Consider the following 22,297-nt stretch of genomic DNA (forward strand, 5'->3'; position numbering starts at 1 on the left):
AAATTCATCAAAAACTTCCGCAAAGACGAAAACGGCGCCGTAACTGTTGACTGGGTTGTTCTGACCGCAGCCGTTGTTGGCCTGGCCGTCGCAGCTTACACCGCGATCGAAGCCAACACCAACACCCTGGCCGCTCAGGCAGCTGGCGACATCGCTGGCGAGATCGGCCAATAAGCTGAACGCTGCAAGACAACTTGAAGGGGCCGTGCCGATGTTCGGCGCGGCCCTCTTCTTAACCGAGATACTGCCAATCTCATCTTAACGAGTTCGTGGGTATTTGGGGGGCCTGCCCCGAATGGGTGGGCTTCTGGATGTCAAAAGGAAAGGCCCGGCAATGAAACGCTTTTTGGCCCGTTTCCATCGTAGTGAAAAAGGTGCCGTGACAGTTGACTGGGTTGTCATCTGTGCGGGAATCGTCGCCTTGGCCATACTTGCGATAACAGCAATTGAAAACGGCACACTCTCGCTGGCAAACGATACACGCTCCCAAATCGGGGATCGCCTGCACGACTAGGGTCATCCGCCGTCGAGAGGAGACCGTCTGTCGCGAAGCTTTTGCTGTCGCGGCATTTTGTGCCGAACGCCGTCCGGCTCCATGCCCCTGTTGACCACCGCTGTGGTAGCCGTTTCCAAAGACAAAACGCCTTTCCCTAAATCACGAAACAATCCCTTCAAAGGCCACATTTTGCCATATTGTCGTGTTCTATAAGGTTCTGGACCCGTAGGCGCGCCAACGGGCTAACGGCTGGCGCGACAAGATACGTGAGGAACGAGTATGCGAGCGATATTTGCAGTTGTATTGCTGGTCGGGCTGGGCCTGGCTGGTTTCGCCGTCTACATGGCGCAGAACTATATCGAGGGATACCAGTCTGCCCTGGCCAAGGAGCGCGCGACGAAGAAACCCGAGATCAAGACGAAAGAGGTGTACGTCGTAACCCGCGCCATGAAATATGGCGAAGAGCTGACACCTGAGGATGTCAAGCTGGTCAAATTCCCGCAAGAGGCGCTGCCGGAAGGCATCTTTACCACCAAGGAAGACCTTTTCCCGCAAGGTGAAGAAGTCGGGCGCTATGTCGTGCGCGCGATGGAAGAAAAAGAGGCCATTCTGGCCGTGAAGGTCACCCGGCCCGGCGAAGATGCCGGTCTGACCACGCGCCTTGAACGCGGCATGCGGGCCTTTGCCATCAAGGTGGACGTGGCCAGTGGGGTCTCCGGCTTCCTGCGCCCCGGCGATCGCGTCGATGTCTACTGGACCGGCCGTGTCAAAGGCATGGGCGGAGAGTTGGGTAGCGACGAGGTGACCAAGCTGATCGAGACGAACATCCGCTTGATCGCCATCGACCAGAGTGCCGACGGTGAAATTGAAGCGGGCAATGTGGCCAACACCGTCACCGTGGCCGTCAAGCCGCAACAGGTGGCCGCACTGGCACAAGCGCAGAAGACCGGCGATCTGATGCTGGCCCTCGTGGGGGCCGAAGATGACAGCATCGCCTCGGTCATCGAAGTCGACCAGCGCAGCCTTTTGGGGATCGAAGCGCCCGAAGAGAAGATTGTCGAGCGGGTCGAAGAAGAGAAAGTCTGCACCATCAAGACCCGGCGCGGGGCCGAAGTTGTCCAAATCCCGATCCCGTGCACGAACTGAACCCGGAACATGATCCAAAGGGGCGCCCGTCTGTGGCGCCCCTCTTGCGTTTGGAGGGCTGTTGCCCTGTTCCCACATCAAGAACCGCTCAAAACCCTTTGTTTCTTGCAATGAAACCGGTTTTGACGCAAACTGGCAAAAAAGTGGGCGCAAGATCCACTTCTGAGGCGTGATCAAAAAGGCAGGTCACATGACATATCGTAGATTTCTTGGCGCAGCCCTTTTGGGGTTGGCCATTGCCGCAGCACCTGTTGTCACGTCGATGGCACAGGCTGAATCGCTGCGCGTCGTTCGCAGCGGAACATCCTCCAAGCTGAGCGTCCCGATGAACCGGGCTGTCGTGGTCGAAAGCGATGTGCCCTTTGCCGAACTCAGCATCGCCAACCCGGCCATTGCAGACATCTCGTCCTTGTCGGACCGCACCATCTATGTTCTGGGCAAGGCTCCGGGTCTGACCACGCTGACCCTCCTGGATGGCACGGGGCGCCTGATCACCAATGTCGATGTGCATGTCGCCGCCGACATCAGCGAATTCAAGGAACGCCTGCGCCAGATCCTGCCAGGTGAGAAGATTGAAGTCCGCACGGCTAATGACGGGATTGTTTTGTCAGGCACCGTCAGCAGTCCACAGCGCCTGCAACGCGCGCTGGATCTTGCCGAGCGCTATGCGCCCGAGCGTGTATCTAACCTGATGACGGTGGGTGGCGTGCAGCAGGTCATGCTGAAAGTGCGCTTTGCCGAAATGCAACGGTCTGTTGCCAAATCGCTGAGCGCCTCGCTGTCGATGGAAGGCGCGATTGGCGGTGGCAGCACCGGCATCAAGGGCGGCACAAACACCACGGTGGCCAATGGTGCCGTAGACAATGCCCTTTCGGGCAACCTGCCAATCACAAATGACAACAACGGCGCGATCCTGTTCGGCTTTTCCGCAGGCAGCGTTCAGGTTGGTCTGCTTCTGGAGGCCCTTGAAACCAAAGGCGTCGTGCGCTCGCTGGCCGAACCGAACCTGACCGCCCTGTCGGGGCAGGAGGCCAAATTCCTTGCCGGCGGTGAATATCCCATCCCGGTCAGCCAGGATAACGGCGCGGTGACGGTCGAATTCAAACCCTTCGGTGTCGAGCTGAACTTTATTCCGCGCGTGATCGACGGGGACCTGATCAATCTCGAGCTTGACGCAGCGGTGTCGTCAGTCGACTCCTCGAACAGCTATCAGGACGGGACCTTTACCATCAACGGGTTTAAGCGCCGTGAAACCTCGACCACGGTCGAGCTGCGCGACGGTGAAAGCTTCGCAATCGCAGGCCTTTTGCAGGATGACTTCCTAGACAACAACGGGCAGGTGCCATGGCTGGGCGATATTCCCGTTCTGGGTGCCCTTTTTCGCAGTGCCGATTTCCAAAGATCACAATCCGAACTGGTCATTATCGTGACCGCGCACCTTGTGACCCCCACCCGGGGCGAGGCGTTGGCCCTACCCACGGACCGTATCAAACCACCAAGCGAGGCGGATTTGTTCCTGTTCGGGCGCGTGGCTCGCGAAAAAGCCCCGCAAAAAGGTGCTGCGGGCGAAGTTGCCAAGCAGGACTTTAGCGGTTCTTACGGCTATGTGATGGATTAAGCCAATGATGATAAAAAGGAAACATCTTCTGGCCATCGCCGCCCTGACCGCCCTGGCCGCATGTGACACCAGCAGCTATCGCGAGGCAGGCGCCGTTGTCGACAAAGGCAATTTCGGAGCTGCGACCGTCAACAATGCCGAGATTCAAACCGGCGAACGCAGCTATGTGATCGAGCTGGCAGGGCGTTTCGCCGAAGAAGTGCCCTCGACCGTGAATTTCGCCTTTGACAGCGCCTCGCTGGATGCGCAGGCACGCACCATCCTGCGCGAGCAGGCGGTTTGGATCAAACAATTCCCAGAAGTCCGGTTCCGCGTCTATGGCCACACTGATGCCGTAGGATCCAGCAGCTATAATTACAATCTCGGCCTGCGCCGCGCCAAGGCTGTTGTCCGTTACCTCGGCAGCCAGGGCATTGGCCGCGACCGGCTTGAGGCCATCGTCTCCGAAGGCGAAACCCAGCCCCTGATCGTCACCCAGGGCCGCGAGATGCGCAACCGCCGCACCGTAACCGAAGTTTCGGGTTTCGTGGAGCGTCACCCGACCATCATGGACGGGAAATACGCGCAGGTGATCTATCGCGAATACGTCGAAAGCGCGACCGCAGAATCCGGCCTCACGGGCATCAGTAGCGCTGACTACCAGTCCGGGGGCGGCTAAGCCTGCTCGGTTTCGAACAAAAAAGCCCCCGCCTGAGAGATCAGCGGGGGCTTTTTCGTGTCAGGCACCATTGCCACCAGCATTCACTCAACAATCCTGTTTTGCGGCCCGCATCGTTCAAAGATACCGCACAATTTCGATTTTTTGGCCCCAATGTTGCCAAAGTTCCCCTTCACATTCCTTGCAAAGAACGAATTGCGTCCGGCGTTTGAGTCGACGCGGCGTCGCGGATGTGGGGAAGTTCAACGTGTGTGTGTTGGCCCCGACACCAAGGCAAACGGCGCTCTTGTTAAGAACCGAGGCTATGATGACGAGTAACACAACAAATCATGAGGATCCGGGTCCCATCCTGGCCTGTACCGTCTGCCGCGACGTGCAGAATTTTGAACTCCTCATCGTGGACATGGAAGAGGCGCTCGGGGAACAATGGGGCGACCTCAGCTTTTCCGATGCGCTTCAGTTCTTTGACCAGCCGGATGCGAAAAGCCTCGAATTCATCGCCATGGCCATAGACGACTATGACGAAGACAACCTAGCGCAGTTGATGGACGTGATTTCAGCGGCGAAAAGCCGGGGTATTCGCAGCATTCTGATCGCCGAGGATGTCACCCCCGCCTCGCTTCACAAACTGCTGCGCCATGGCGCCGACGAATTTGTCCCCTACCCGCTGCCATCCGGCGAATTGAAAGAGGTGATTGAACGCCTGCGCGCGCCTGAACCGGAACCGCAAGCGCCCGCCGCGCCGGCCCCTGTCCCACAGGAAGCCCCTGCCGTAGTATTGAACGACGGTGGGTATTCTCGCGAAGGGGTCGTGATCGCCGTGCACGGGTTGGCAGGCGGCACTGGTGCCACGACCCTTGCGGTCAATCTGGCGTGGGAGTTGGCCAACGCAGATAAGAACGATCCCCCGTCCGTTTGCCTGCTCGATTTTGACATGCAATTCGGATCGGTCTCGACCTATCTGGATCTTCAACGCCGGGAAGCGGTGTTTGAACTGCTGTCTGACACCGAAGGCATGGACGCCGACAGCTTCGGACAGGCGCTGGTCAAATACGAAGATCACCTGCATGTTCTGACCGCACCCAGCGACATCATCCCGCTGGATCTGATCTCGTCAGAAGATGTTGAGCGGATTCTCGATACGGCACGCCGCCATTTCGACTATGTGATCATCGATATGCCCTCGACGCTGGTGCAATGGACCGAATCCGTACTGAATGCCGCGCACGTTTACTTTGCCACGCTCGAAATCGACATGCGCTCGGCACAGAATGCCATGCGGCTGAAACGGGCCTTGCAAGCCGAGGAACTGCCCTATGAAAAGCTGCGCTACGTTCTGAACCGCGCGCCGAAATTTACCGATCTCGCAGGCAAGTCACGTGTCAAACGTCTGGCCGAGAGCCTCGATATCTCGATTGATGTGCTGCTGCCGGATGGCGGGCGCCAGGTGATGCAGGGCGGCGACCATGGCCAGCCCCTGGCAGAGTCGGCCCCGAAGAACCCGTTGCGCAAAGAAATCGCGAAACTCGCCAATGACCTTCACAGCCTGGATCAGACCGATCCCAAAGCCGCGTGAGTTAGGAGCCTCCGATGTTTTCCAGATACAAGAAGCAGGACACTGCCAAACAAGTTCCCCCCGCCGCCCAAGCCGGCAAAACCGAGGAAACTGCCAAAGCTCCGGCAGTAGAAGCTCCACAGCCCAAAGTCATGATGCGCAAGCCGAGTCCGACCCAGGCCGCCACCGCGGCCCCGGCCGACAAGGAACGCAAGCGCAAGGAACGTCTGGGCGAAATCAAGCTCGAACTGCACCGCGAATTGCTGGACAACCTGAACCTTGCTGCGCTTGAACACGCCTCCGAAGCTGATTTGCGCAACGAAATCAGCGCCATCTCCAGCGAGGTATTGCAGGAACGAGCCATTGTCCTGAACCGGGACGAGCGTAGCCAGCTGAACCAGGAACTCTATGACGAGGTCACCGGCCTTGGCCCGCTGGAAACCCTTCTGAAAGACGAGACCGTGAACGATATCCTCGTGAACGGCCCGCAGCAGATTTTCGTGGAACGCGCAGGCAAGCTGGAACTGACTGACATCACGTTCAAGGACGAAAAGCACCTTCTGCGCATCATCGACAAGATCGTGTCGGCCGTCGGACGGCGCGTGGATGAATCCAATCCTTACGTCGACGCCCGCCTTGCCGACGGGTCGCGCTTCAACGCCATGGTGCCCCCGATTGCGGTGGACGGATCGCTGGTGTCGATCCGGAAATTCAAGAAAGACAAGCTGGGTATCGACGACCTGGTGAATTTCGGCGCCTTCTCGGAAGAAATGGCCGCCTATCTTCAGGCCGCTGTCGCCACGCGCCTCAACGTGATTGTATCAGGTGGTACGGGCTCGGGAAAAACAACCACCCTGAACGCGCTTTCGTCCTTTATCGACAATGCCGAACGCATCCTCACCATCGAGGACACGGCGGAACTCCAGCTGCAACAAACCCATGTGGGCCGGATGGAAAGCCGTCCGCCCAACGTCGAAGGCAAAGGCGAGGTTTCCCCCCGCGACTGCTTGAAAAACGCCCTGCGGATGCGCCCCGACCGCATCATCGTCGGCGAGACGCGCGGCGAAGAGGTGATCGACATGCTTCAGGCCATGAACACCGGCCACGATGGATCGATGACCACGATCCACGCCAACAACGCACGCGACGGGATCGCGCGTCTGGAAAACATGATTGCCATGGCCGGGATCGAGATGCCGCTCAAAGCGGTACGGTCGCAGATCTCATCGGCGGTGAACCTGATCGTGCAGGCTTCGCGCCTGCAGGATGGGTCGCGCCGCATGACCTCGATCACCGAAATCACTGGCATGGAGGGCGACGTCATCTCGATGCAAGAGGTCTTCCGCTTCCAGCGCACCGGCCTGACACCGGAAAACAAGATCATCGGCCACTTCACGGCCACCGGCGTACGTAGCCACTTCTCGGATCGCTTCCGCCTTTGGGGATACGATCTTCCTGCATCCATCTATGAACCGACAGTGGGGTAAAGCACATGCCTTTCAGCCCTGAACTCCTAATCTATGGCCTGATCTTCGTTGGCGTCGTCGTCCTTGTCGAAGGCGTCTACCTGACCGTGTTCGGCCGGTCGATCAGCCTTAACAGCCGCGTGAACAGACGCCTCGAAATGCTCGACAAAGGCACGCGACGCGAAGAGGTGCTGGAACAGCTGCGCAAGGAAATGCAGCAGCATGGCAAGGCCAAAACGATCCCACTTTATTCGCTGCTGGCGTCAAAAGCCCAGAAAGCGGCCATCGCCTTTACCCCAAAGCAGCTCATGGGGATCATGGCCGGGGTCAGCGTCTTTGCGTTTCTGTTGCTGACTATCGGCACGGAATCCGGCCCAGCAATGAATGCGGTGATCGGGGTCATGGCAGGCGTGGGCGGTGTTTATTTCTGGGTTAGCCACAAGGCGAACAAACGTCTGGGCATGATCGAGGAACAACTGCCCGATGCGATTGAACTCATGGTGCGTTCGCTGCGTGTAGGCCACCCGTTCAGCTCCGCCATTCAGATCGTCTCGAAAGAGGTCGAAGATCCGCTTGCCACCGAATTTGGCGTCATTGCCGACGAAAGCGCCTATGGCCGCGACGTGGGCGAGGCCCTGAAAGACATGGCCGAACGGCTGGACATGCAGGATATGCGGTTCCTTGCCGTGGCCGTGGCCATCCAACAGCAATCGGGCGGCAATCTGGCCGAGATTCTGGATGGTCTGTCCAAGGTGATCCGCGCGCGCTTCCGCCTGTTCCGCCGCGTCAAGGCAATCACGGCCGAAGCGCAATGGTCGGGCAAATTCCTGTCGGGGTTCCCCGTTGCCGCGCTGATCTTCATCAACCTCAGCGACCCGCATTATTATGACGAAGTGAAAACGCACGAACTGTTCATCCCTGCCTGTATCGCAGTTGGGCTGTTCCTTGCGGCAAACCTGTTCGTCATGCGCGTTCTGACCAACATCAAAGTTTAACCGGAGAGTCCCTATGGAAGCCTTATCCCAAGTCCTGACCGGCGCCCTTGGCCCCTTCGGCCCGATTATCGCGGTGGGCGCAGTTGGCCTGATCCTGATTTTGGCGACAGTCGTTCTGATGCTGAAACAGCGCGATGATCCGCTGGACAAACTCAAACGGTCCCAGACCGAAAAAACCAAGACCAAGGAAAACCGCAAGGAAAAACTGCGTCGCGCCTCGGCCAACGAAAAACTGGCCAAATACAAGTCGTTCCTTGAACCCCAGAACGAGGAGGAACTGTCGAGCCTGCGCCTCAAGCTGATGCAGGCCGGGTATCAGTCGCGGGATGCGGTGCGCGCGTTTCACCTTGCACAGATGCTGTTGGGTATTATCGGCCTGATCCTTGGCGTGAGTTATTTCCTGATGGTCCTCAGCCCCAATGGCGCCACCACGCAGGACACGCTGATGTATATCCTTGGCCCCGGTGCGGCCGGATACCTGCTGCCGAAATACTGGGTCACCCGTCGCGTCGAAACCCGCAAAGAGGAAATCACGGCCGGCTTCCCTGACTCGCTCGATATGATGTTGGTCTGCGTGGAAGCGGGGCAATCGCTGGACCAAGCGATCAACCGTGTCGCAGGCGAATTGCGGGCTTCCTATCCCGCACTTGCCGATGAATTCCAGATCGTCGCCTACGAGATGAAGGCCGGTAAGGACAAATCCCAGGTGCTGAACGACATGGGCGAACGCTGCGGTGTGCAGGACGTGTCCAGCTTTGTGACCGTGCTGATCCAGTCAACCTCGTTCGGTACTTCGATTTCGGATGCCCTGCGCGTCTATGCCAGCGAAATGCGCGACAAGCGGGTCATGCGTGCTGAAGAGGCAGCAAACAAGTTGCCAACCAAGATGACCCTTGCCACAATGATGCTAACCGTGCCGCCGCTGCTGATCATTCTGGTTGGGCCGTCGGTACATAACATCACCCAGATCGGGCAGTGATCTGCGAAAAACAGGGTACGAAACACCATGAGACCCGCCTTCGGCACGGCCTCGCTCATGATTACCGTGGCTTTGGCCGCCTGCTCGTCAGGCGGCTTTGGCACGTCCAAGGACAATCCCTATGCGCCCACCGGCGTGGCGCGGGGCGAAGCGGTGGACGGCCTTGTCGTCGGAGACCGCCTTATGGCGGCAGGTCAATACGAACTTGCGCTTGAGGCCTATATTCGCGGCGCGGGCACCCATGGCATGACGGCAGATGTCCTGACCTCGCTCGGGTCAGCCAACCTTGCGCTTGGGCGTCTTGGACAGGCAGAGAAACAGTTTCGCGACAGTCTGGACGTCGAAGAAAACCGCCCCGATACGTGGAACAACCTTGGCGTGGTCCTAATGGAACAGGGCGAATACGTCCAAGCCGAGCAGATTTTTCGCAAGGCTTATGCGCTGGACAATGGCCAAAGTGACTCAATCCGCGACAATTTGCGCTTAGCACTCGCAAAATCAGAAAATCCTGCTTATGATGACGGGCAAAACCAAGATTACAAATTGGTGCAGCGCGGCGGCAGCGACTATCTGTTGCGCAGAACACCATGAGATCGAGACGAGAGCAGTAAAAGGACGCAAAAATGCGCCACAGTTTCCTTGTCCCGCTATGTCTGACCGGTGCCTTGGCCCTGTCTGCCTGCGGAGAGTCCGACAACGCTTCGGTTGAGCGTGCCATTCAGGATGTCAACGCCGTCGACGAGACCAATCTCAGCGACATTATGTTGACGGTCGCCGACCCGAACGAGGCCGTGACCTATTTCCAGCGCACTCTGAAGGACAACCCCGACAGGATCGACATCCAGCGCGGGCTGGCCGTGTCTCTGGTTCGGGCCAAACGCTATTCCGAGGCTGTACCGGCCTGGCAAAAGGTCGCCAGGAACAAGGACGCCACCGATGCCGACCGCGTGGATCTGGCCGATGCGCAAATCCGCTCGGGCGATTGGGAAGGCGCGGAAAAGACGCTTGATGCGATCCCGCCCACGCACGAAACCTATAAACGCTACCGTCTCGAGGCGATGATTGCCGACAGCAATCAGGAATGGCGCAAGGCGGACAGTTTTTATGAAACCGCAGTTGGTCTGACCACCCGTCCCGCCGGGGTTCTGAACAACTGGGGCTATTCCAAGCTCAGCCGTGGCGACTATGCCGAGGCGGAACGCCTGTTTGGCGAAGCCATCCGCAATGATAGCAGCCTGTTCACCGCCAAGAACAACATCGTGCTCGCACGCGGTGCCCAGCGCAAATACACACTGCCCGTGATCCCGATGGTCCAGACCGAGCGGGCACAATTGCTGCATACGCTGGCCCTGTCAGCGATAAAGCAGGGCGACACCGAAACCGGCAAGGCCCTGTTGCGCGAAGCCATCGACACACACCCGCAGCACTTCGAAGCCGCGGTCCGGTCGCTGCGCGCCCTTGAAAAAACCTAAAGCGACGAGGCTGAGATGGAGATCACCGCCTGGTCCGCGACTTGGTTCCTGCCGTTCGTGCTGCCGATCTGTTTTTACGTCGCCTGGAGCGACATGCGTGCTATGCGCATTCCCAACCACGCCGTTCTGGCATTGCTCGGGGTGTTTGTCGTCATCGGCCTGATCGCTCTGCCCCTGCCCGATTATGGCTGGCGCCTGACCCATGTCGTGGTGATCCTTCTTGTCGGCATGGTGTTGAATGCAGGGGGCCTTGTGGGCGCAGGCGATGCCAAGTTCGCCGCAGCCGCCGCGCCCTTTATCGCGGTTGGGGATATCAGGTTCCTCATCGTGATCTTCTCGGCCAACCTTCTGGCTGCGTGGATCACCCATCGCATCGCCAAACATTCGCCGGTGCGCAGGCTGGTGCCCGATTGGGAAAGCTGGGATCAGGGCTGGGATTTCCCGATGGGGCTGGCGCTTGGCGGGACACTCGCGATCTATCTGGTCCTTGGAATCCTTTACGGGGCCTGATCCCGGCCTGAAATTCGCCATTTTTACAGTGTCTAGTGGCGGGGAACCGATCGGGCAGAGTGCGACCTTTGTCCGGATACGAATAGCCAACCCAGATTTTCCGAGGCTGCACAGATGAATATGCAAACCGGCAACGTCATGGCCCCTCCGGCCCCCAAGCGCCTGACCGATATGCAACTGCCCATCGTGATGATGCGCGACATCATGTTGAAAACCATGTTCCGCAAGAATGTCGACATGGTCAGCGACGTGGCCAAGGCCATCTGCCTGCCCTCAGCCGTGACACAGGAACTGATCGACCTCGCCCGCGAACAGCGTTTGCTCGAGGCGACCGGCACGCTGAACGCCAACAGTGGCAACGAAATGGGGTTTCAACTGACCGATGCCGGCAAAGCCCGCGCGCTGGATGCCCTTGCCCAGTCCGAATATTTCGGTGCGATGCCCGTGCCGCTGGACGTCTACCGCGAGCAGGTCAAACGCCAGTCGATCCGCAATATCCAGATCAGCCGCAAACAGCTGACCGATGCGATGGGGCACCTGATCCTGCCCGACAGCCTGCTGGATCATCTTGGCCCTGCGGTCGGGTCGGGGCGTTCGATCTTGATGTATGGTCCGCCGGGCAACGGGAAATCCTCGATTTCCAACGGCATTCGCGACGCGATGGGGGACAAGATTTATGTCCCTTACGCGATTGAATATGCCGGTCAGGTCATCACGGTTTATGACCCCATCGTCCACTCCAAGGCCGAGGCCGAAGAAGAAGACAAGACCGCACTGCGCCGCGTCGCCCGATTTGACTCGCGCTATGTGAAATGTGACCGGCCCACCGTGATCACCGGGGGCGAACTGTCTCTGAACATGCTGGATCTCGTTTATAACCCGACGGCGCGCACCTATCAGGCACCGCTTCAGCTGAAATCGACCGGCGGAATCTTTATCGTCGACGACCTTGGCCGGCAGGAAGAACCTCCACAGGCGCTGGTCAACCGCTGGATCGTGCCGCTGGAAGAAAGCAAGGATATCCTCGCGCTGCAATCGGGTGAAAAATTCGAGGTGCCCTTTGACACGCTGGTCATCTTCTCGACCAACTTCCACCCGAACGAAATCTTTGACCAGGCGGCCCTGCGGCGGATCTTTTTCAAGATCAAGATCGACGGGCCAAGTCAGGAAAACTTCCTGAAAATCTTTGCTTTGGTCGCCAAGAAAAAAGGTGTCCCGCTTAGCGAGGCGGCGCTGGTGCACCTGCTGAAAAAGAAATACCCGACGATCAACAACGTCTATGCCAACTATCAGCCGGTCTTCCTGATTGACCAGATGATTTCAATCTGCGAGTTCGAGGGCATCCCCTATCAGATGACGCCAGAATTGATCGACCGCGCCTGGGCCAACATGTTCGTCAAGGACGAACATATCGTCAAATAGCCCCTTTTCCGGCCTGCATTCCCCCGATACCGTCTGCTTCGGATCGGGAGGGTGTGATGCAGATGACAGGGATAGGTGTTGCAGGATGCGGGCGCATGGGTGGCCCCATGCTGGCAGCCTTGCGCAATGCAGGCTTTGACGCCAAGGGTTTTGACATTCGCCCGAGCGAAGACTTTGGCGCACTCTCGCCCCATATGCGCGACGCACATGAATTTTCGCAAGGCCTGCGCACCCTGATTTCCGTTGTTCGGGATATTCCTCAAACCGAGGACGTGTTGTTCGGCGCGCAGGGTTTCCTTTCGGCGCCGCATCTTGAAACGGTGATCCTGTCCTCGACGCTGTCCCCCCGGTATGTGCGGGACTTGCGCGCCCGCGTGCCGGACCGCATCACGCTGATCGACGCCCCGATGTCCGGCGCGGCCATCGCCGCCGAAGAGGCGCGGCTTTCCTTCATGCTGGGCGGGAACCCCGAGGTTCTTGACACCTTTCAGCCGCTGTTCAACGCGATGGGCGCCCATTTCCATCGTATGGGGCCATACGGAGCGGGGATGCAGGCCAAGGTGCTGAACAACCTACTGGCGGCGTCGCATACGGCAATGACGCGCCTCGCACTCGACTGGGCGGACGCAGCCGGGTTGGAGACGCAAAAACTGCTCGATCTCATCCACACCTCTTCGGGTCAGAACTGGCTCGCCTCAGGCTTCGACACGATCGAATTTGCCCGTGACGGCTGGCAAGAAGACAATACGATCGGCATTCTGGTCAAGGACGTGGCCTCTGCCCTTGATGCCGCGCCCGAGCACGCCGACACAAGTCTGCCCGAGACCGTGCAGGCCGCGATCCGGGCACTGAGGCCTCGCGCGTGACCTTGGTCCTCTGACCCTGCGGCAAAACACAAGACGCCTGCGGCCCCCGCATTGCACATTCCGCCAATTTGCGGCATCACCGTGCCATGACCCCCGAAACGCGCGCTCTTTTCGTTCATCTGTTCACCGCCACCGGTGCCGTATTTGCCATGCTGTCCATGTTGGCCGCGGTGGATGGTGAATGGGACCTGATGTTCCTTTGGCTGGTGGTGGCGTTTTTCGTGGACGGACTCGATGGGCCGATGGCGCGCCGCTATGACGTCAAGACATACGCGCCCGAGTTTGACGGCGTGCTTCTCGACCTGATCATCGACTATCTGACCTATGTGTTCATTCCCGCTTTTGCCCTGTTCAAATCAGGGCTGATGGACGGCTGGACAGGGTGGTTCGCGATCATTGTCATCACCTTTGCAAGCGCCATGTATTTTGCGGACACCCGCATGAAAACAAAAGATAACTCCTTTTCCGGCTTCCCCGGATGCTGGAACATGGTGGTGTTGGTGATCTTCGCGATCGAGCCAAATTTCTGGGTGTCTTTCACTTTGGTCGCCGCGTTGGCGGTGGCGATGTTCCTGCCGCTCAAATTCATCCATCCCGTCCGGACCGAACGCTGGCGCGCCGTGTCGCTTCCGATGGCGTTGGCCTGGACATTCTTTGCCGGCTGGGCTGCATGGGTCGATTTCCATCCGGAAAGCTGGGCGCATTGGGGGTTGATCGTGACCAGCGTCTATCTTTTGTTCGCGGGCATCGCCCAACAGATCATTCCCGAACGGGCCTAGATCAGGAACCCGCCCGCCCCTTCAAGGCGCAGCAACTGGACCTTGGTCTCGACGCCCCCTGCCCCCGAAAACCCGGTCAGCCCTTTGGCCCCCATCACCCGGTGGCACGGGATGATGATCGGGATGGGATTGTGGCCACAGGCTTGCCCGACGGCCTGCGGCGGCACGGATAGTTTCTTGGCGATGTCGCCATAGGTGCAGGTATCCCCATAAGGAATGTCCAGCATCGCGTTACAGACCGCCCGCTGGAAATTGGACCCTGCCACCCGCAGCGGCAGGTCAAAGCGTTCGCGTGTGCCCTCGAAATAGGCGCGTATTTGTTCAACCGCCTTGTCCAGCAAAGGCGTGTGGTCCATACCCCCCTGTCCCCAACGCAGGCGCACGATGGTTCCCGCGTCTTCGACGATAGTGACGGGGCCGGTCGGGGTTTGCACGGTGATCTCGGACATGCGCACACCCTGCGCCACAAAAAAGCGCCCCGCAAGCGGGGCGCCTTCGATTGCGCAAGTTCCGGTAAGATGTCGCGGACAGGCCTTGGACTTAGCCCAGCGCCGCGTTGCAGCGCCCGCAGACTCCGGGATGCTCATATTGTCCAACGTCGGGCAGGATCTTCCAGCACCGCTGGCATTTTTCGCCTTCGGCCTTTTCGAACACAACGCCAACCCCGTCCACATCCGGCAAACGGAAGGCTTCGGAAGGCATCGGATCGCTGCTGAGCACGACACCCGAGGTGATGAACAGATCATCCAGCGGCAGCACGCGCAGCATGGCCATAACGCGGTCATCCTCGACATGCACCACCGGCGCGGCCTCGAGGCTGGATCCGATCACCTTGTCGCGACGCTGGATTTCCAGCGCGGCGGTCACCACACGGCGCACGCGGCGCAGACTTGCCACATTTTCGGCCAGGCCCTCGTTCAGCCACTCTTTCGGGGTGGCGGGAATGTCGACCAGATGCACTGAGGACTCGTCGCCCGGGAATCGTTCCAGCCAGACCTCTTCCATGGTGAACACAAGGATCGGCGCCAGCCACGTTGTCAGACGGTGGAACAGAATATCCATGACCGTCCGCGCGGCACGGCGGCGCTCGGTGTCGCCATCACAGTACAGCGCATCCTTGCGGATATCGAAGTAGAAGGACGACAGGTCCACGGTGGCAAAGTTGAAGACCGCGTTGAACACACCCATGAAATCAAACGCCGCATAACCGTCGCGCACCTTCTGGTCCAACTCGGCCAAACGATGCAGAACCCACCGTTCCAGCGGCGGCATGTCGGCAAACTCCATCCGGTCTTCCTCGCGGAAGCTGTCCAGCGCGCCCAGCATGAACCGCATCGTGTTGCGCAGGCGACGATAGCTGTCGGCGACACCTTTGAGGATCTCCGGCCCGATCCGCTGGTCAGCGGTATAATCGGTCTGGGCCACCCAAAGGCGCAGGATATCCGCACCGTATTGCTGCACGACCTTCTCGGGCACGATGGTGTTGCCGAGCGATTTGGACATCTTGTTGCCCTTCTCGTCCAGCGTAAAGCCATGCGTAACCACATTGCGATAAGGCGCGCGCCCCAAGGTGCCGCAGGCCTGCAGCATCGAGGAATGGAACCAGCCGCGGTGCTGGTCGGTGCCTTCCATGTAGACATCGGCGATACCATCCTCGGTGCCGTCCTCGCGGTCGCGCAGTACGAAAGCATGGGTCGAGCCCGAGTCGAACCACACGTCCAGCACGTCAAAGACCTGTTCATAGTCGTCCGCGTTGTAGTCATTGCCAAGGAAACGTTCCTTGGCCCCATCCGCGTACCAGCAATCCGCGCCTTCCACCTCGAAGGCCTCGGCAATGCGGGCGTTGACAGCCGGATCCCGCAACAGGAAGTCCTCGTCGGTGGGCAGCGCATCTTTCTTGGTGAAACAGGTCAGCGGCACACCCCAGGCGCGCTGGCGCGACAGAACCCAGTCAGGGCGCGCTTCGATCATCGAATAGAGACGATTGCGCCCGGTTTGCGGCGTCCATTTTACCAGCTTGTCGATCGAGGTCAGGGCGCGCTCGCGGATGGTGGCACCATAGGTGTCCTGACCGTCCTCAACGTCCTTGTCCACGGCCGCGAACCATTGCGGCGTGTTGCGGAAAATCACCGGAGCCTTAGAGCGCCACGAATGCGGATAGCTGTGGGTCACCCGCCCGCGTGCGATCAGGCCGCCGACCTCGGCCAGCTTGTTGATGACTGCGGTATTGGCGCCACCTTCCTTGCCCTTGGGCGTGATGATGACCTCGCCGCCGAACAGGGGCAGAGACGCGCGGAACGACCCATCCTCGATCACGTTATGGGTCATTTGCAGACCATGCTTGACCCCAAGGATAAAGTCGTCGGCACCGTGGCTTGGCGCGGTGTGCACAAAGCCAGTCCCTGCCTCGTCGGTGACGTGATCGCCCGGCAGCATCGGCACGTCATAATCCCATTCACCTTCCCCGCCGTCCACGCCGCGCAGGGGGTGGGCACAGATCACAAGATCCAACTGCGCCGACGAGACATCCCGCTTGCGTACATATTCCTCGACCTTGGCCGATTTCATCACGTCTTCGGCCAGATTGTCGGCTAGCAGGTAATGATCGCCCTTTTGCGCCCAGTTGCCTTCGGGCGCAGCAGTGACCTTGTAAAGCCCGTAAGACAGGTCGGGGTTGAAGGCGATGGCGCGGTTCGACGGGATCGTCCACGGCGTCGTGGTCCAGATCACTACGTTCACGCCAGACAGGGACGAGCGCGCGCCGGTCGGCTCGACCGCGCGCACGATCGGGAACTTGACCCAGATCGTATGGCTTTTGTGATCGTGGTATTCGATCTCGGCCTCGGCCAGAGCGGTTTTCTCGACCGGCGACCACATCACAGGTTTGGATCCCTGATAAAGAGTGCCGTTCATGAGGAACTTCATGAATTCTTCGGCGATCACACGCTCGGCGTGATAGTCCATGGTGAGATAGGGGTTTTCCCAATTGCCGGTGATGCCCAGACGTTTGAATTCCTCGCGCTGGATATCGACCCAGCCCTCGGCAAACTTGCGGCATTCCTGGCGGAAGTCGATAACCGGAACCTCGTCCTTGTCCTTGCCCTTCTGGCGGTACTGTTCCTCGATCTTCCACTCGATCGGCAGACCGTGACAATCCCAGCCCGGCACATAACGCGCGTCAAAGCCCATCATCTGGTGCGAGCGCACGATCATGTCCTTGATCGTCTTGTTCAGCGCGTGACCGATATGCAGGTGACCGTTCGCATAGGGGGGGCCGTCATGCAACGTGAACGGCGCGCGGCCTTCCTTTTCGCGCAGGCGGTCGTAGACGCCCATTTTCTCCCAGCGTTCCAGCCATTGCGGCTCGCGTTTGGGCAGGCCCGCGCGCATGGGGAAATCGGTCTTGGGCAGGTTCAGAGTGGATTTGTAATCGGGGGTTTCGGCGCACATATCTTGGCGTCCTTGTCTGTTCGGATCATGTTCAGGAATGAGGGGGCGGCGCGGTGTTCCATACGCCTTGTCCCGGCGGCTCGTCTTGGATCAGAGCGCCGGGCATATAATTCGAATAATGATCGCGAAATGGCGTGTCATGGCCCGCGTTATAGGCGCGCCGGCCCAAGGCGTAAAGGCTCAAACAACACCGTACCCGTGCTTCATCTTGCCCCGAAAGCAACGCGCCTTCTCGGCGCGGCCTTGCAGTGGGTCACGGATGGAAAAGCGACCCTACCCCAAAGGCAATGCCCGCCGCCAAACCACCGATCAGCAGGGTTTCCAGGCCAGAGCGCCACCACGGCGTCAGGGCCCAGCGGCTTTTCAATGCGCCGATGCCGAAAAACACCACGCCCGTCCCCATGGCCGAAAGCCCGAATGCGTTTTCAAACCCGATCACAAAGGGCAAAAGCGGGATCATCCCCGCCACCAGAAAGGCGACAAAGGTCGCGATAGCCGCCCGCATCGGGTGCGGATCGACGCCCGCCAGTCCGTATTCGCCCTCAAGCATCAACTGGACGGACGCTTCCTTGTTGGCGGCGATGGCATCCGTGGCGGCCTCTAGAACCGCACCCTCCAGGCCTTTCAGACGCAGGATTTCGCGGATTTCGCGGCGTTCGCCTTCGGGATGGTCGCGCAGGTGGCGCAGTTCAACTTCGCGCAGTCGTGCGATATCATCAAGTTCGGCCTTGGTTCCGGAATAATTCCCCGCCGCCATGGAAAACCCGTCGGCCAGCACATTGGCGATGCCCAGCGCCACGATGATAAGCGGCGACAGCCCTGCCCCTGCGACCCCCGCCACGATGGCAAAGGTCGTGACCGACCCGTCAATCCCGCCATAGACAAGGTCACGCAAATACCCCCGCCCTGGCGGGTCGCCAATGCGCCGTTCGACCTCTTCCTGCGAATGACCGTGTTCTTTCATGCCCCGATCATGCGGCGCGGCCCCTTGTACTTCAAGGCGCTGCCGTGCCACATGCGCATATTCCGTCGCACCAGAGGTAGAGATGTCCAATCCCCTGCAACTGTTCGCCATTACACCCGAAGAAATTTCACGCGTGGTCACGGCCTTCTATGCGCGCATCCGGCAACACCCCGATCTGGGTCCGGTCTTCGCCGCACATATTCCCGGCGACGCGTGGCCCGTGCACGAGGCCAAAATCGCCGCCTTCTGGCGCAATGCGATACTCAAGGAACGCGGTTATGACGGTCAGCCGATGCGGGTGCATCTGCAAACGCCCGAGATCCAGCCAGAGCATTTTGCACAATGGCTGGGACTGTTTGACGAGGTGTTGACCGAAACCCTGCCCCCCGAGACCGCGCAGGCCTTTTCGGCGTTGGCGCACCGGATCGGCGACGGGTTCCGCTATGGCATCGAACAGATCCGCCGTCCAGCCGACCTGCCCCCGGTTTTACGCTGACTCACCGAACAATCCGGTCAGCGCACGCTTGATGATGACCGCGACCGACGGGCGTCTGGCCTGAACAAACGGCATGGGGCGGCACACTTCCATGGCCGCAACGCCAACACGGGCGGTCAGCGCCCCGTTGACCAGCCCCTCGCCAAAGCGGCGGCTAAGTTTTGCCAGAACGCCCCCGCCCGCCAGCGTGCCGATCATGTCATCGCCCACTGCCACCGCGCCCGTCGCCACAAGATGCGACATCACCGCCCGCAGCAACCGCCAGCTTCCCAACGTTCCCGCGCGCCCGCCATAGATCTCGGCAATCCGGCGGATCATGCGCACGTTGGACGTCATCGCCGCCACAACATCCGCCAGCGCCAGCGGCACAAGGGCGGTGACCATGGCCACCTGACGGGCGGCGGCCTCGATCTCGGCCTGAGCCGCCTGATCCAGCGGGCCAAGCACCTCGGCCTCGGCCACACCCAAAAGACCGTCGGCATCCATCACATCGCCGCGCCGTTCAGCCAGCCGTTCACGCCCCCACGCCGTATCGGGGCGACCGCTGTAAAGGCGTTCAAGCTGATCCACCACGCTCCGCGCTGCCTTGAGATCATGCGCCGCCAGCGCCGCATCGGCCGCCTGATGCAGGGCATCCACTCGTCGCAGCCGCGCAAATCCGGCCATTTCGCGCAGGACAATCACCAGACACACCAGCACGAACACCGCGACTAAAGCCGTCACCGCCATCCCAAGGATCGGGGATGTGGCCAGCAATCCGGTCACAAAATTCCACGCGGCCACCGACACCACCGTACCAAGGATCATCCCCAGCAGGCCCCAAAACCAGCGGGCGAGCCTTGACGGTTTGCGCGCGGCCAGCTGCGCCGCGACCTGCATCGCCTGCCCTTCCGGAACGGGCGCGGCGATCTCGGGCACGGGCGGGGCATCGGTAACAGAGGGGGCGGCGTCCTTGTCGAGATCGATCAATACGGGGCCGTTGGTCATAGCTTGTCTCCGATCAGGAACTCGGCCGCCCGGTCCAGCCGGATATGCGGCGGGCCTTCGCCCGGTTTTAGATGCATCTTGGCGGGGGCGAAATTCATCACCTGATAGTCCCCGTCGAGCCACGCCTTGGCTCCGTCCCGCGCCGGCGCGAGCAGCACATTCGGATCCTCGGGCAACGCACCGGGATAAAACGCGGCCTGTTTTCCGGTCTCCAGAAGCGTCCCGCGCACGCAATCCAACTCGCGCCCGTCATGGGTCAGAGTTTCTTCGGTGGTCGCCCGCAGAGACGCAATCGACAGCGCCAGCGTGTTCGCGCCCGAATATTGCGCGCGATCAGCCGCGTCACGAGTCAGCGCCTGCATGACCCCCGTCAGTTGCGGGTGTTGCGTGTGGTGCAGGTGGTCGGCCTTGGTGGCCGCGAACAGGATCTTTTCGACCCGCTTGCCACGCAGCATCCGTGCCACGAACCCGTTCGTGCCGGGCCGGAACGCCCCAAGGATATCGGACATGGCAAGCCGAAGATCCTCAACCGCCGCTGGGCCTGCGTGAATCGCTCCCAAGGCATCGACCAGCACGATCTGCCGGTCGATGCGGGCAAAGTGGTCTCGGAAAAAGGGTTTGACGACCTTGGCCTTATAGGCTTCGAACCGGCGCTCCATTTCACGCAACAAGCTGCCCCGTTTGGAGCTTTCCTGCGCGGGGAGCGGGGCGAAAGTCAGCGCGGGCGACCCTTCCAGATCCCCCGGCAAAAGGAACCGTCCCGGCGAACAACGGTAATAGCCTTCGGCGCGCGCGACATGCAGATAGGCGGTGAAGGCTTTGGCAAGCTGTTGCGCCACCATTTCGTCATGGCGCGTGTCCGGGTCCACGGCCCGTGCCTGTTCGAGATAGTCCTGCGCCGTGTCGCGCCCCTCCAGCCAGCCCAGTGTCTCGGCGGCCCATTGCGCATAGGTCTTGTCCATCAGACCCAGATCCAGCAGCCATTCGCCGGGATAGTCGATGATATCAAGGTGGACGGTACGCGGCCCCTGCAACCCTCCGAGCATTCCCGAAGGCTGAATCTTCAACGACAGTCGCAGTTCGCTGACCGCGCGCGTGCTTTCGGGCCAGTTTGGCGTGGTACCCAGCAACGTGCCCAAGTGGGTTTCATAGTCAAATCGAGGCACCGTGTCATCGGGTTGGGGCTGCAAATAAGCGGCCACAATGCGCCCCCCCGCCTGCGCCGAAAGTTGCGGCATCCGCCCGCGATCCAGAAGGTTCGCCACCAGGGATGTGATAAACACCGTCTTGCCCGACCGCGCCAACCCCGTGACACCAAGGCGGATGACCGGCTCGAACAATGCCTCAGAAAGGGTATCGCCCACCGTTTCCACGCTGCGGGTAAGGCTGTCTGCCAAAGAGGAAATGACCAATGTGTGTCCTCGAAACTGTTTGTCTTCCTACCTAAGTGGCACGGCACCTTATTGCTAGGGGGAGACAACCGCCCACGGTCTCCGCTTCCCCTCGGAGAACGAATAGGCTATCCGACCGTCATGCCGCGTATTGCACTCAAAGTCGAATATCACGGAGCGCCCTTTGCCGGATGGCAACGACAGGCCGACCAGCCCTCTGTCCAAGGGGCGATCGAGGCTGCGCTGGCAAAACTTGAACCCGGACCGCATACCATTGCAGCGGCGGGGCGCACCGATGCGGGCGTGCATGGTCTGGCGCAGGTGGCGCATTGTGACCTGCAAAAGGAGTGGGATCCGTTCCGCCTGTCTGAGGCGCTGAACCATCATTTGAAACCCCTGCCGGTGGCCATCGTCGATGCCAAAACCGTGGCCCCTGACTGGCACGCCCGGTTCTCGGCGGTGGAACGGCGATATTTGTTCCGCGTTCTCATGCGCCGCGCGCCGTCGACGCATCAGGCCGGTCTGGTGTGGCAGATCAACCACCAACTTGACGTGGCTGCGATGCAAGCGGGGGCGGATTTTCTGATCGGGCATCACGATTTCACCACCTTCCGCAGTTCCATCTGCCAGTCGGCAAGCCCTGTCAAAACACTGGATGAGTTGCGCGTCGCAGGGGTCGAAACCCTCTGGGGACCGGAAATCCATTTCCATGTTCGCGCAAGGTCGTTCCTGCACAATCAGGTCCGCAGTTTTGTCGGTACGCTGGAACGGGTCGGCGCAGGGGCGTGGCAACCCGAACAGGTCAAAACCGCCCTCGAGGCCAAGGATCGTGCCGCCTGTGGGCCGGTCTGCCCGCCGCAGGGTCTGTATTTAGCAGGTGTCGGTTATCCGGACGATCCGTTCGCATAGAGACAGCCCAGCGAAACGCGGCTGACCGTGTAAAAAGCCCTCGAAACAGGGGCAAAGTCCCGCTGCTTACCTTAGGGCAAGACTTGACCCCGTTTCATGCTAAGGTGATGTCTAATGACCAGCATAGCCAAGAGGTTC

General features: G+C 60.0%; 21 protein-coding genes. 16 read left to right on the forward strand and 5 right to left on the reverse strand.

Annotated features, from left to right (window positions below; genetic code table 11):
• The first annotated feature begins 334 nt into the window (after positions 1 to 334).
• The 14 genes from WNE31_RS11570 to WNE31_RS11635 all read left to right on the forward strand — a co-directional run bounded on the left by WNE31_RS11570 (position 335) and on the right by WNE31_RS11635 (position 13,962).
• Positions 335 to 514, forward strand: a complete 180-nt coding sequence (locus WNE31_RS11570; protein WP_349979935.1) for a Flp family type IVb pilin — start codon at positions 335 to 337, stop codon at positions 512 to 514.
• Positions 515 to 775: 261 nt separating this feature from the next.
• Positions 776 to 1,642, forward strand: coding sequence for a Flp pilus assembly protein CpaB (cpaB, locus tag WNE31_RS11575; protein WP_349979936.1), 867 nt, complete (start codon positions 776 to 778; stop codon positions 1,640 to 1,642).
• A gap of 190 nt (positions 1,643 to 1,832) precedes the next feature.
• A complete protein-coding gene (locus WNE31_RS11580) occupies positions 1,833 to 3,260 on the forward strand; it encodes a type II and III secretion system protein family protein (RefSeq protein ID WP_349979938.1) in 1,428 nt (475 codons plus the stop codon).
• Positions 3,261 to 3,264: 4 nt separating this feature from the next.
• Positions 3,265 to 3,918: an OmpA family protein gene (locus tag WNE31_RS11585; protein ID WP_349979939.1), complete on the forward strand. Its 654-nt coding sequence runs from the start codon at positions 3,265 to 3,267 to the stop codon at positions 3,916 to 3,918.
• A gap of 307 nt (positions 3,919 to 4,225) precedes the next feature.
• Complete coding sequence (locus WNE31_RS11590; RefSeq protein WP_349979940.1) at positions 4,226 to 5,494, forward strand: AAA family ATPase; 1,269 nt, start codon at positions 4,226 to 4,228, stop codon at positions 5,492 to 5,494.
• 14 nt (positions 5,495 to 5,508) lie between these two features.
• Positions 5,509 to 6,960, forward strand: coding sequence for a CpaF family protein (locus tag WNE31_RS11595; protein WP_349979941.1), 1,452 nt, complete (start codon positions 5,509 to 5,511; stop codon positions 6,958 to 6,960).
• 5 nt (positions 6,961 to 6,965) lie between these two features.
• Positions 6,966 to 7,934 carry a type II secretion system F family protein gene (locus WNE31_RS11600; protein ID WP_349979942.1) on the forward strand — a complete coding sequence of 323 codons (969 nt, stop codon included), beginning with the start codon at positions 6,966 to 6,968 and terminating at the stop codon, positions 7,932 to 7,934.
• Positions 7,935 to 7,947: 13 nt separating this feature from the next.
• A complete protein-coding gene (locus tag WNE31_RS11605) occupies positions 7,948 to 8,913 on the forward strand; it encodes a type II secretion system F family protein (RefSeq protein ID WP_349979943.1) in 966 nt (321 codons plus the stop codon).
• A gap of 27 nt (positions 8,914 to 8,940) precedes the next feature.
• A complete protein-coding gene (locus WNE31_RS11610; protein WP_349979944.1) occupies positions 8,941 to 9,504 on the forward strand; it encodes a tetratricopeptide repeat protein in 564 nt (187 codons plus the stop codon).
• A gap of 32 nt (positions 9,505 to 9,536) precedes the next feature.
• The gene (locus WNE31_RS11615; RefSeq protein ID WP_349979945.1) at positions 9,537 to 10,385 is read left to right on the forward strand and encodes a tetratricopeptide repeat protein; all 849 of its coding nucleotides are present in this window, start codon (positions 9,537 to 9,539) and stop codon (positions 10,383 to 10,385) included.
• Positions 10,386 to 10,400: 15 nt separating this feature from the next.
• Positions 10,401 to 10,895, forward strand: coding sequence for a prepilin peptidase (locus tag WNE31_RS11620; RefSeq protein WP_349979946.1), 495 nt, complete (start codon positions 10,401 to 10,403; stop codon positions 10,893 to 10,895).
• Positions 10,896 to 11,009: 114 nt separating this feature from the next.
• A complete protein-coding gene (locus WNE31_RS11625; protein WP_349979947.1) occupies positions 11,010 to 12,317 on the forward strand; it encodes an ATPase in 1,308 nt (435 codons plus the stop codon).
• 62 nt (positions 12,318 to 12,379) lie between these two features.
• Positions 12,380 to 13,183 carry an NAD(P)-dependent oxidoreductase gene (locus tag WNE31_RS11630; protein ID WP_349980144.1) on the forward strand — a complete coding sequence of 268 codons (804 nt, stop codon included), beginning with the start codon at positions 12,380 to 12,382 and terminating at the stop codon, positions 13,181 to 13,183.
• Between the two features lie 86 nt (positions 13,184 to 13,269).
• Positions 13,270 to 13,962, forward strand: a complete 693-nt coding sequence (locus WNE31_RS11635) for a CDP-alcohol phosphatidyltransferase family protein (RefSeq protein WP_349979948.1) — start codon at positions 13,270 to 13,272, stop codon at positions 13,960 to 13,962.
• Here the strand turns inward: WNE31_RS11635 and WNE31_RS11640 are convergent.
• From WNE31_RS11640 to WNE31_RS11650, 3 genes are all read right to left on the reverse strand, one after another.
• Entirely contained in the window at positions 13,959 to 14,411 is a 453-nt protein-coding gene (locus WNE31_RS11640; RefSeq protein ID WP_349979949.1) for a methylated-DNA--[protein]-cysteine S-methyltransferase, read from the reverse strand. The two genes, WNE31_RS11635 and WNE31_RS11640, sit on opposite strands and share 4 nt — an antisense overlap.
• Positions 14,412 to 14,502: 91 nt before the next feature.
• Positions 14,503 to 17,412 (reverse strand): isoleucine--tRNA ligase, encoded by a 2,910-nt coding sequence (gene ileS / locus WNE31_RS11645; protein WP_349979950.1) that lies wholly within the window; start codon positions 17,410 to 17,412, stop codon positions 14,503 to 14,505.
• A 253-nt stretch (positions 17,413 to 17,665) separates the two neighbouring features.
• The gene (locus tag WNE31_RS11650; protein ID WP_349979951.1) at positions 17,666 to 18,376 is read right to left on the reverse strand and encodes a VIT1/CCC1 transporter family protein; all 711 of its coding nucleotides are present in this window, start codon (positions 18,374 to 18,376) and stop codon (positions 17,666 to 17,668) included.
• 82 nt (positions 18,377 to 18,458) lie between these two features.
• Between WNE31_RS11650 and WNE31_RS11655 the strand changes: the two genes are divergently transcribed.
• Complete coding sequence (locus tag WNE31_RS11655; RefSeq protein WP_349979952.1) at positions 18,459 to 18,872, forward strand: group III truncated hemoglobin; 414 nt, start codon at positions 18,459 to 18,461, stop codon at positions 18,870 to 18,872.
• Here the strand turns inward: WNE31_RS11655 and WNE31_RS11660 are convergent.
• Positions 18,864 to 19,859 (reverse strand): YcjF family protein, encoded by a 996-nt coding sequence (locus WNE31_RS11660; protein ID WP_349979953.1) that lies wholly within the window; start codon positions 19,857 to 19,859, stop codon positions 18,864 to 18,866. The genes WNE31_RS11655 and WNE31_RS11660 overlap by 9 nt on opposite strands.
• Positions 19,856 to 21,271, reverse strand: a complete 1,416-nt coding sequence (locus tag WNE31_RS11665; RefSeq protein ID WP_349979954.1) for a YcjX family GTP-binding protein — start codon at positions 21,269 to 21,271, stop codon at positions 19,856 to 19,858. Before WNE31_RS11665 ends, WNE31_RS11660 begins: the two co-directional genes overlap by 4 nt.
• A gap of 120 nt (positions 21,272 to 21,391) precedes the next feature.
• On the opposite strand from WNE31_RS11665, the gene truA reads away from it, so the two are divergent.
• Entirely contained in the window at positions 21,392 to 22,159 is a 768-nt protein-coding gene (gene truA / locus WNE31_RS11670; protein WP_349979955.1) for a tRNA pseudouridine(38-40) synthase TruA, read from the forward strand.
• The last annotated feature ends 138 nt before the right edge of the window (positions 22,160 to 22,297 follow it).

The sequence above is a fragment of the Shimia fortis genome, assembly GCF_040225985.1.
Taxonomy (GTDB): domain Bacteria; phylum Pseudomonadota; class Alphaproteobacteria; order Rhodobacterales; family Rhodobacteraceae; genus Shimia.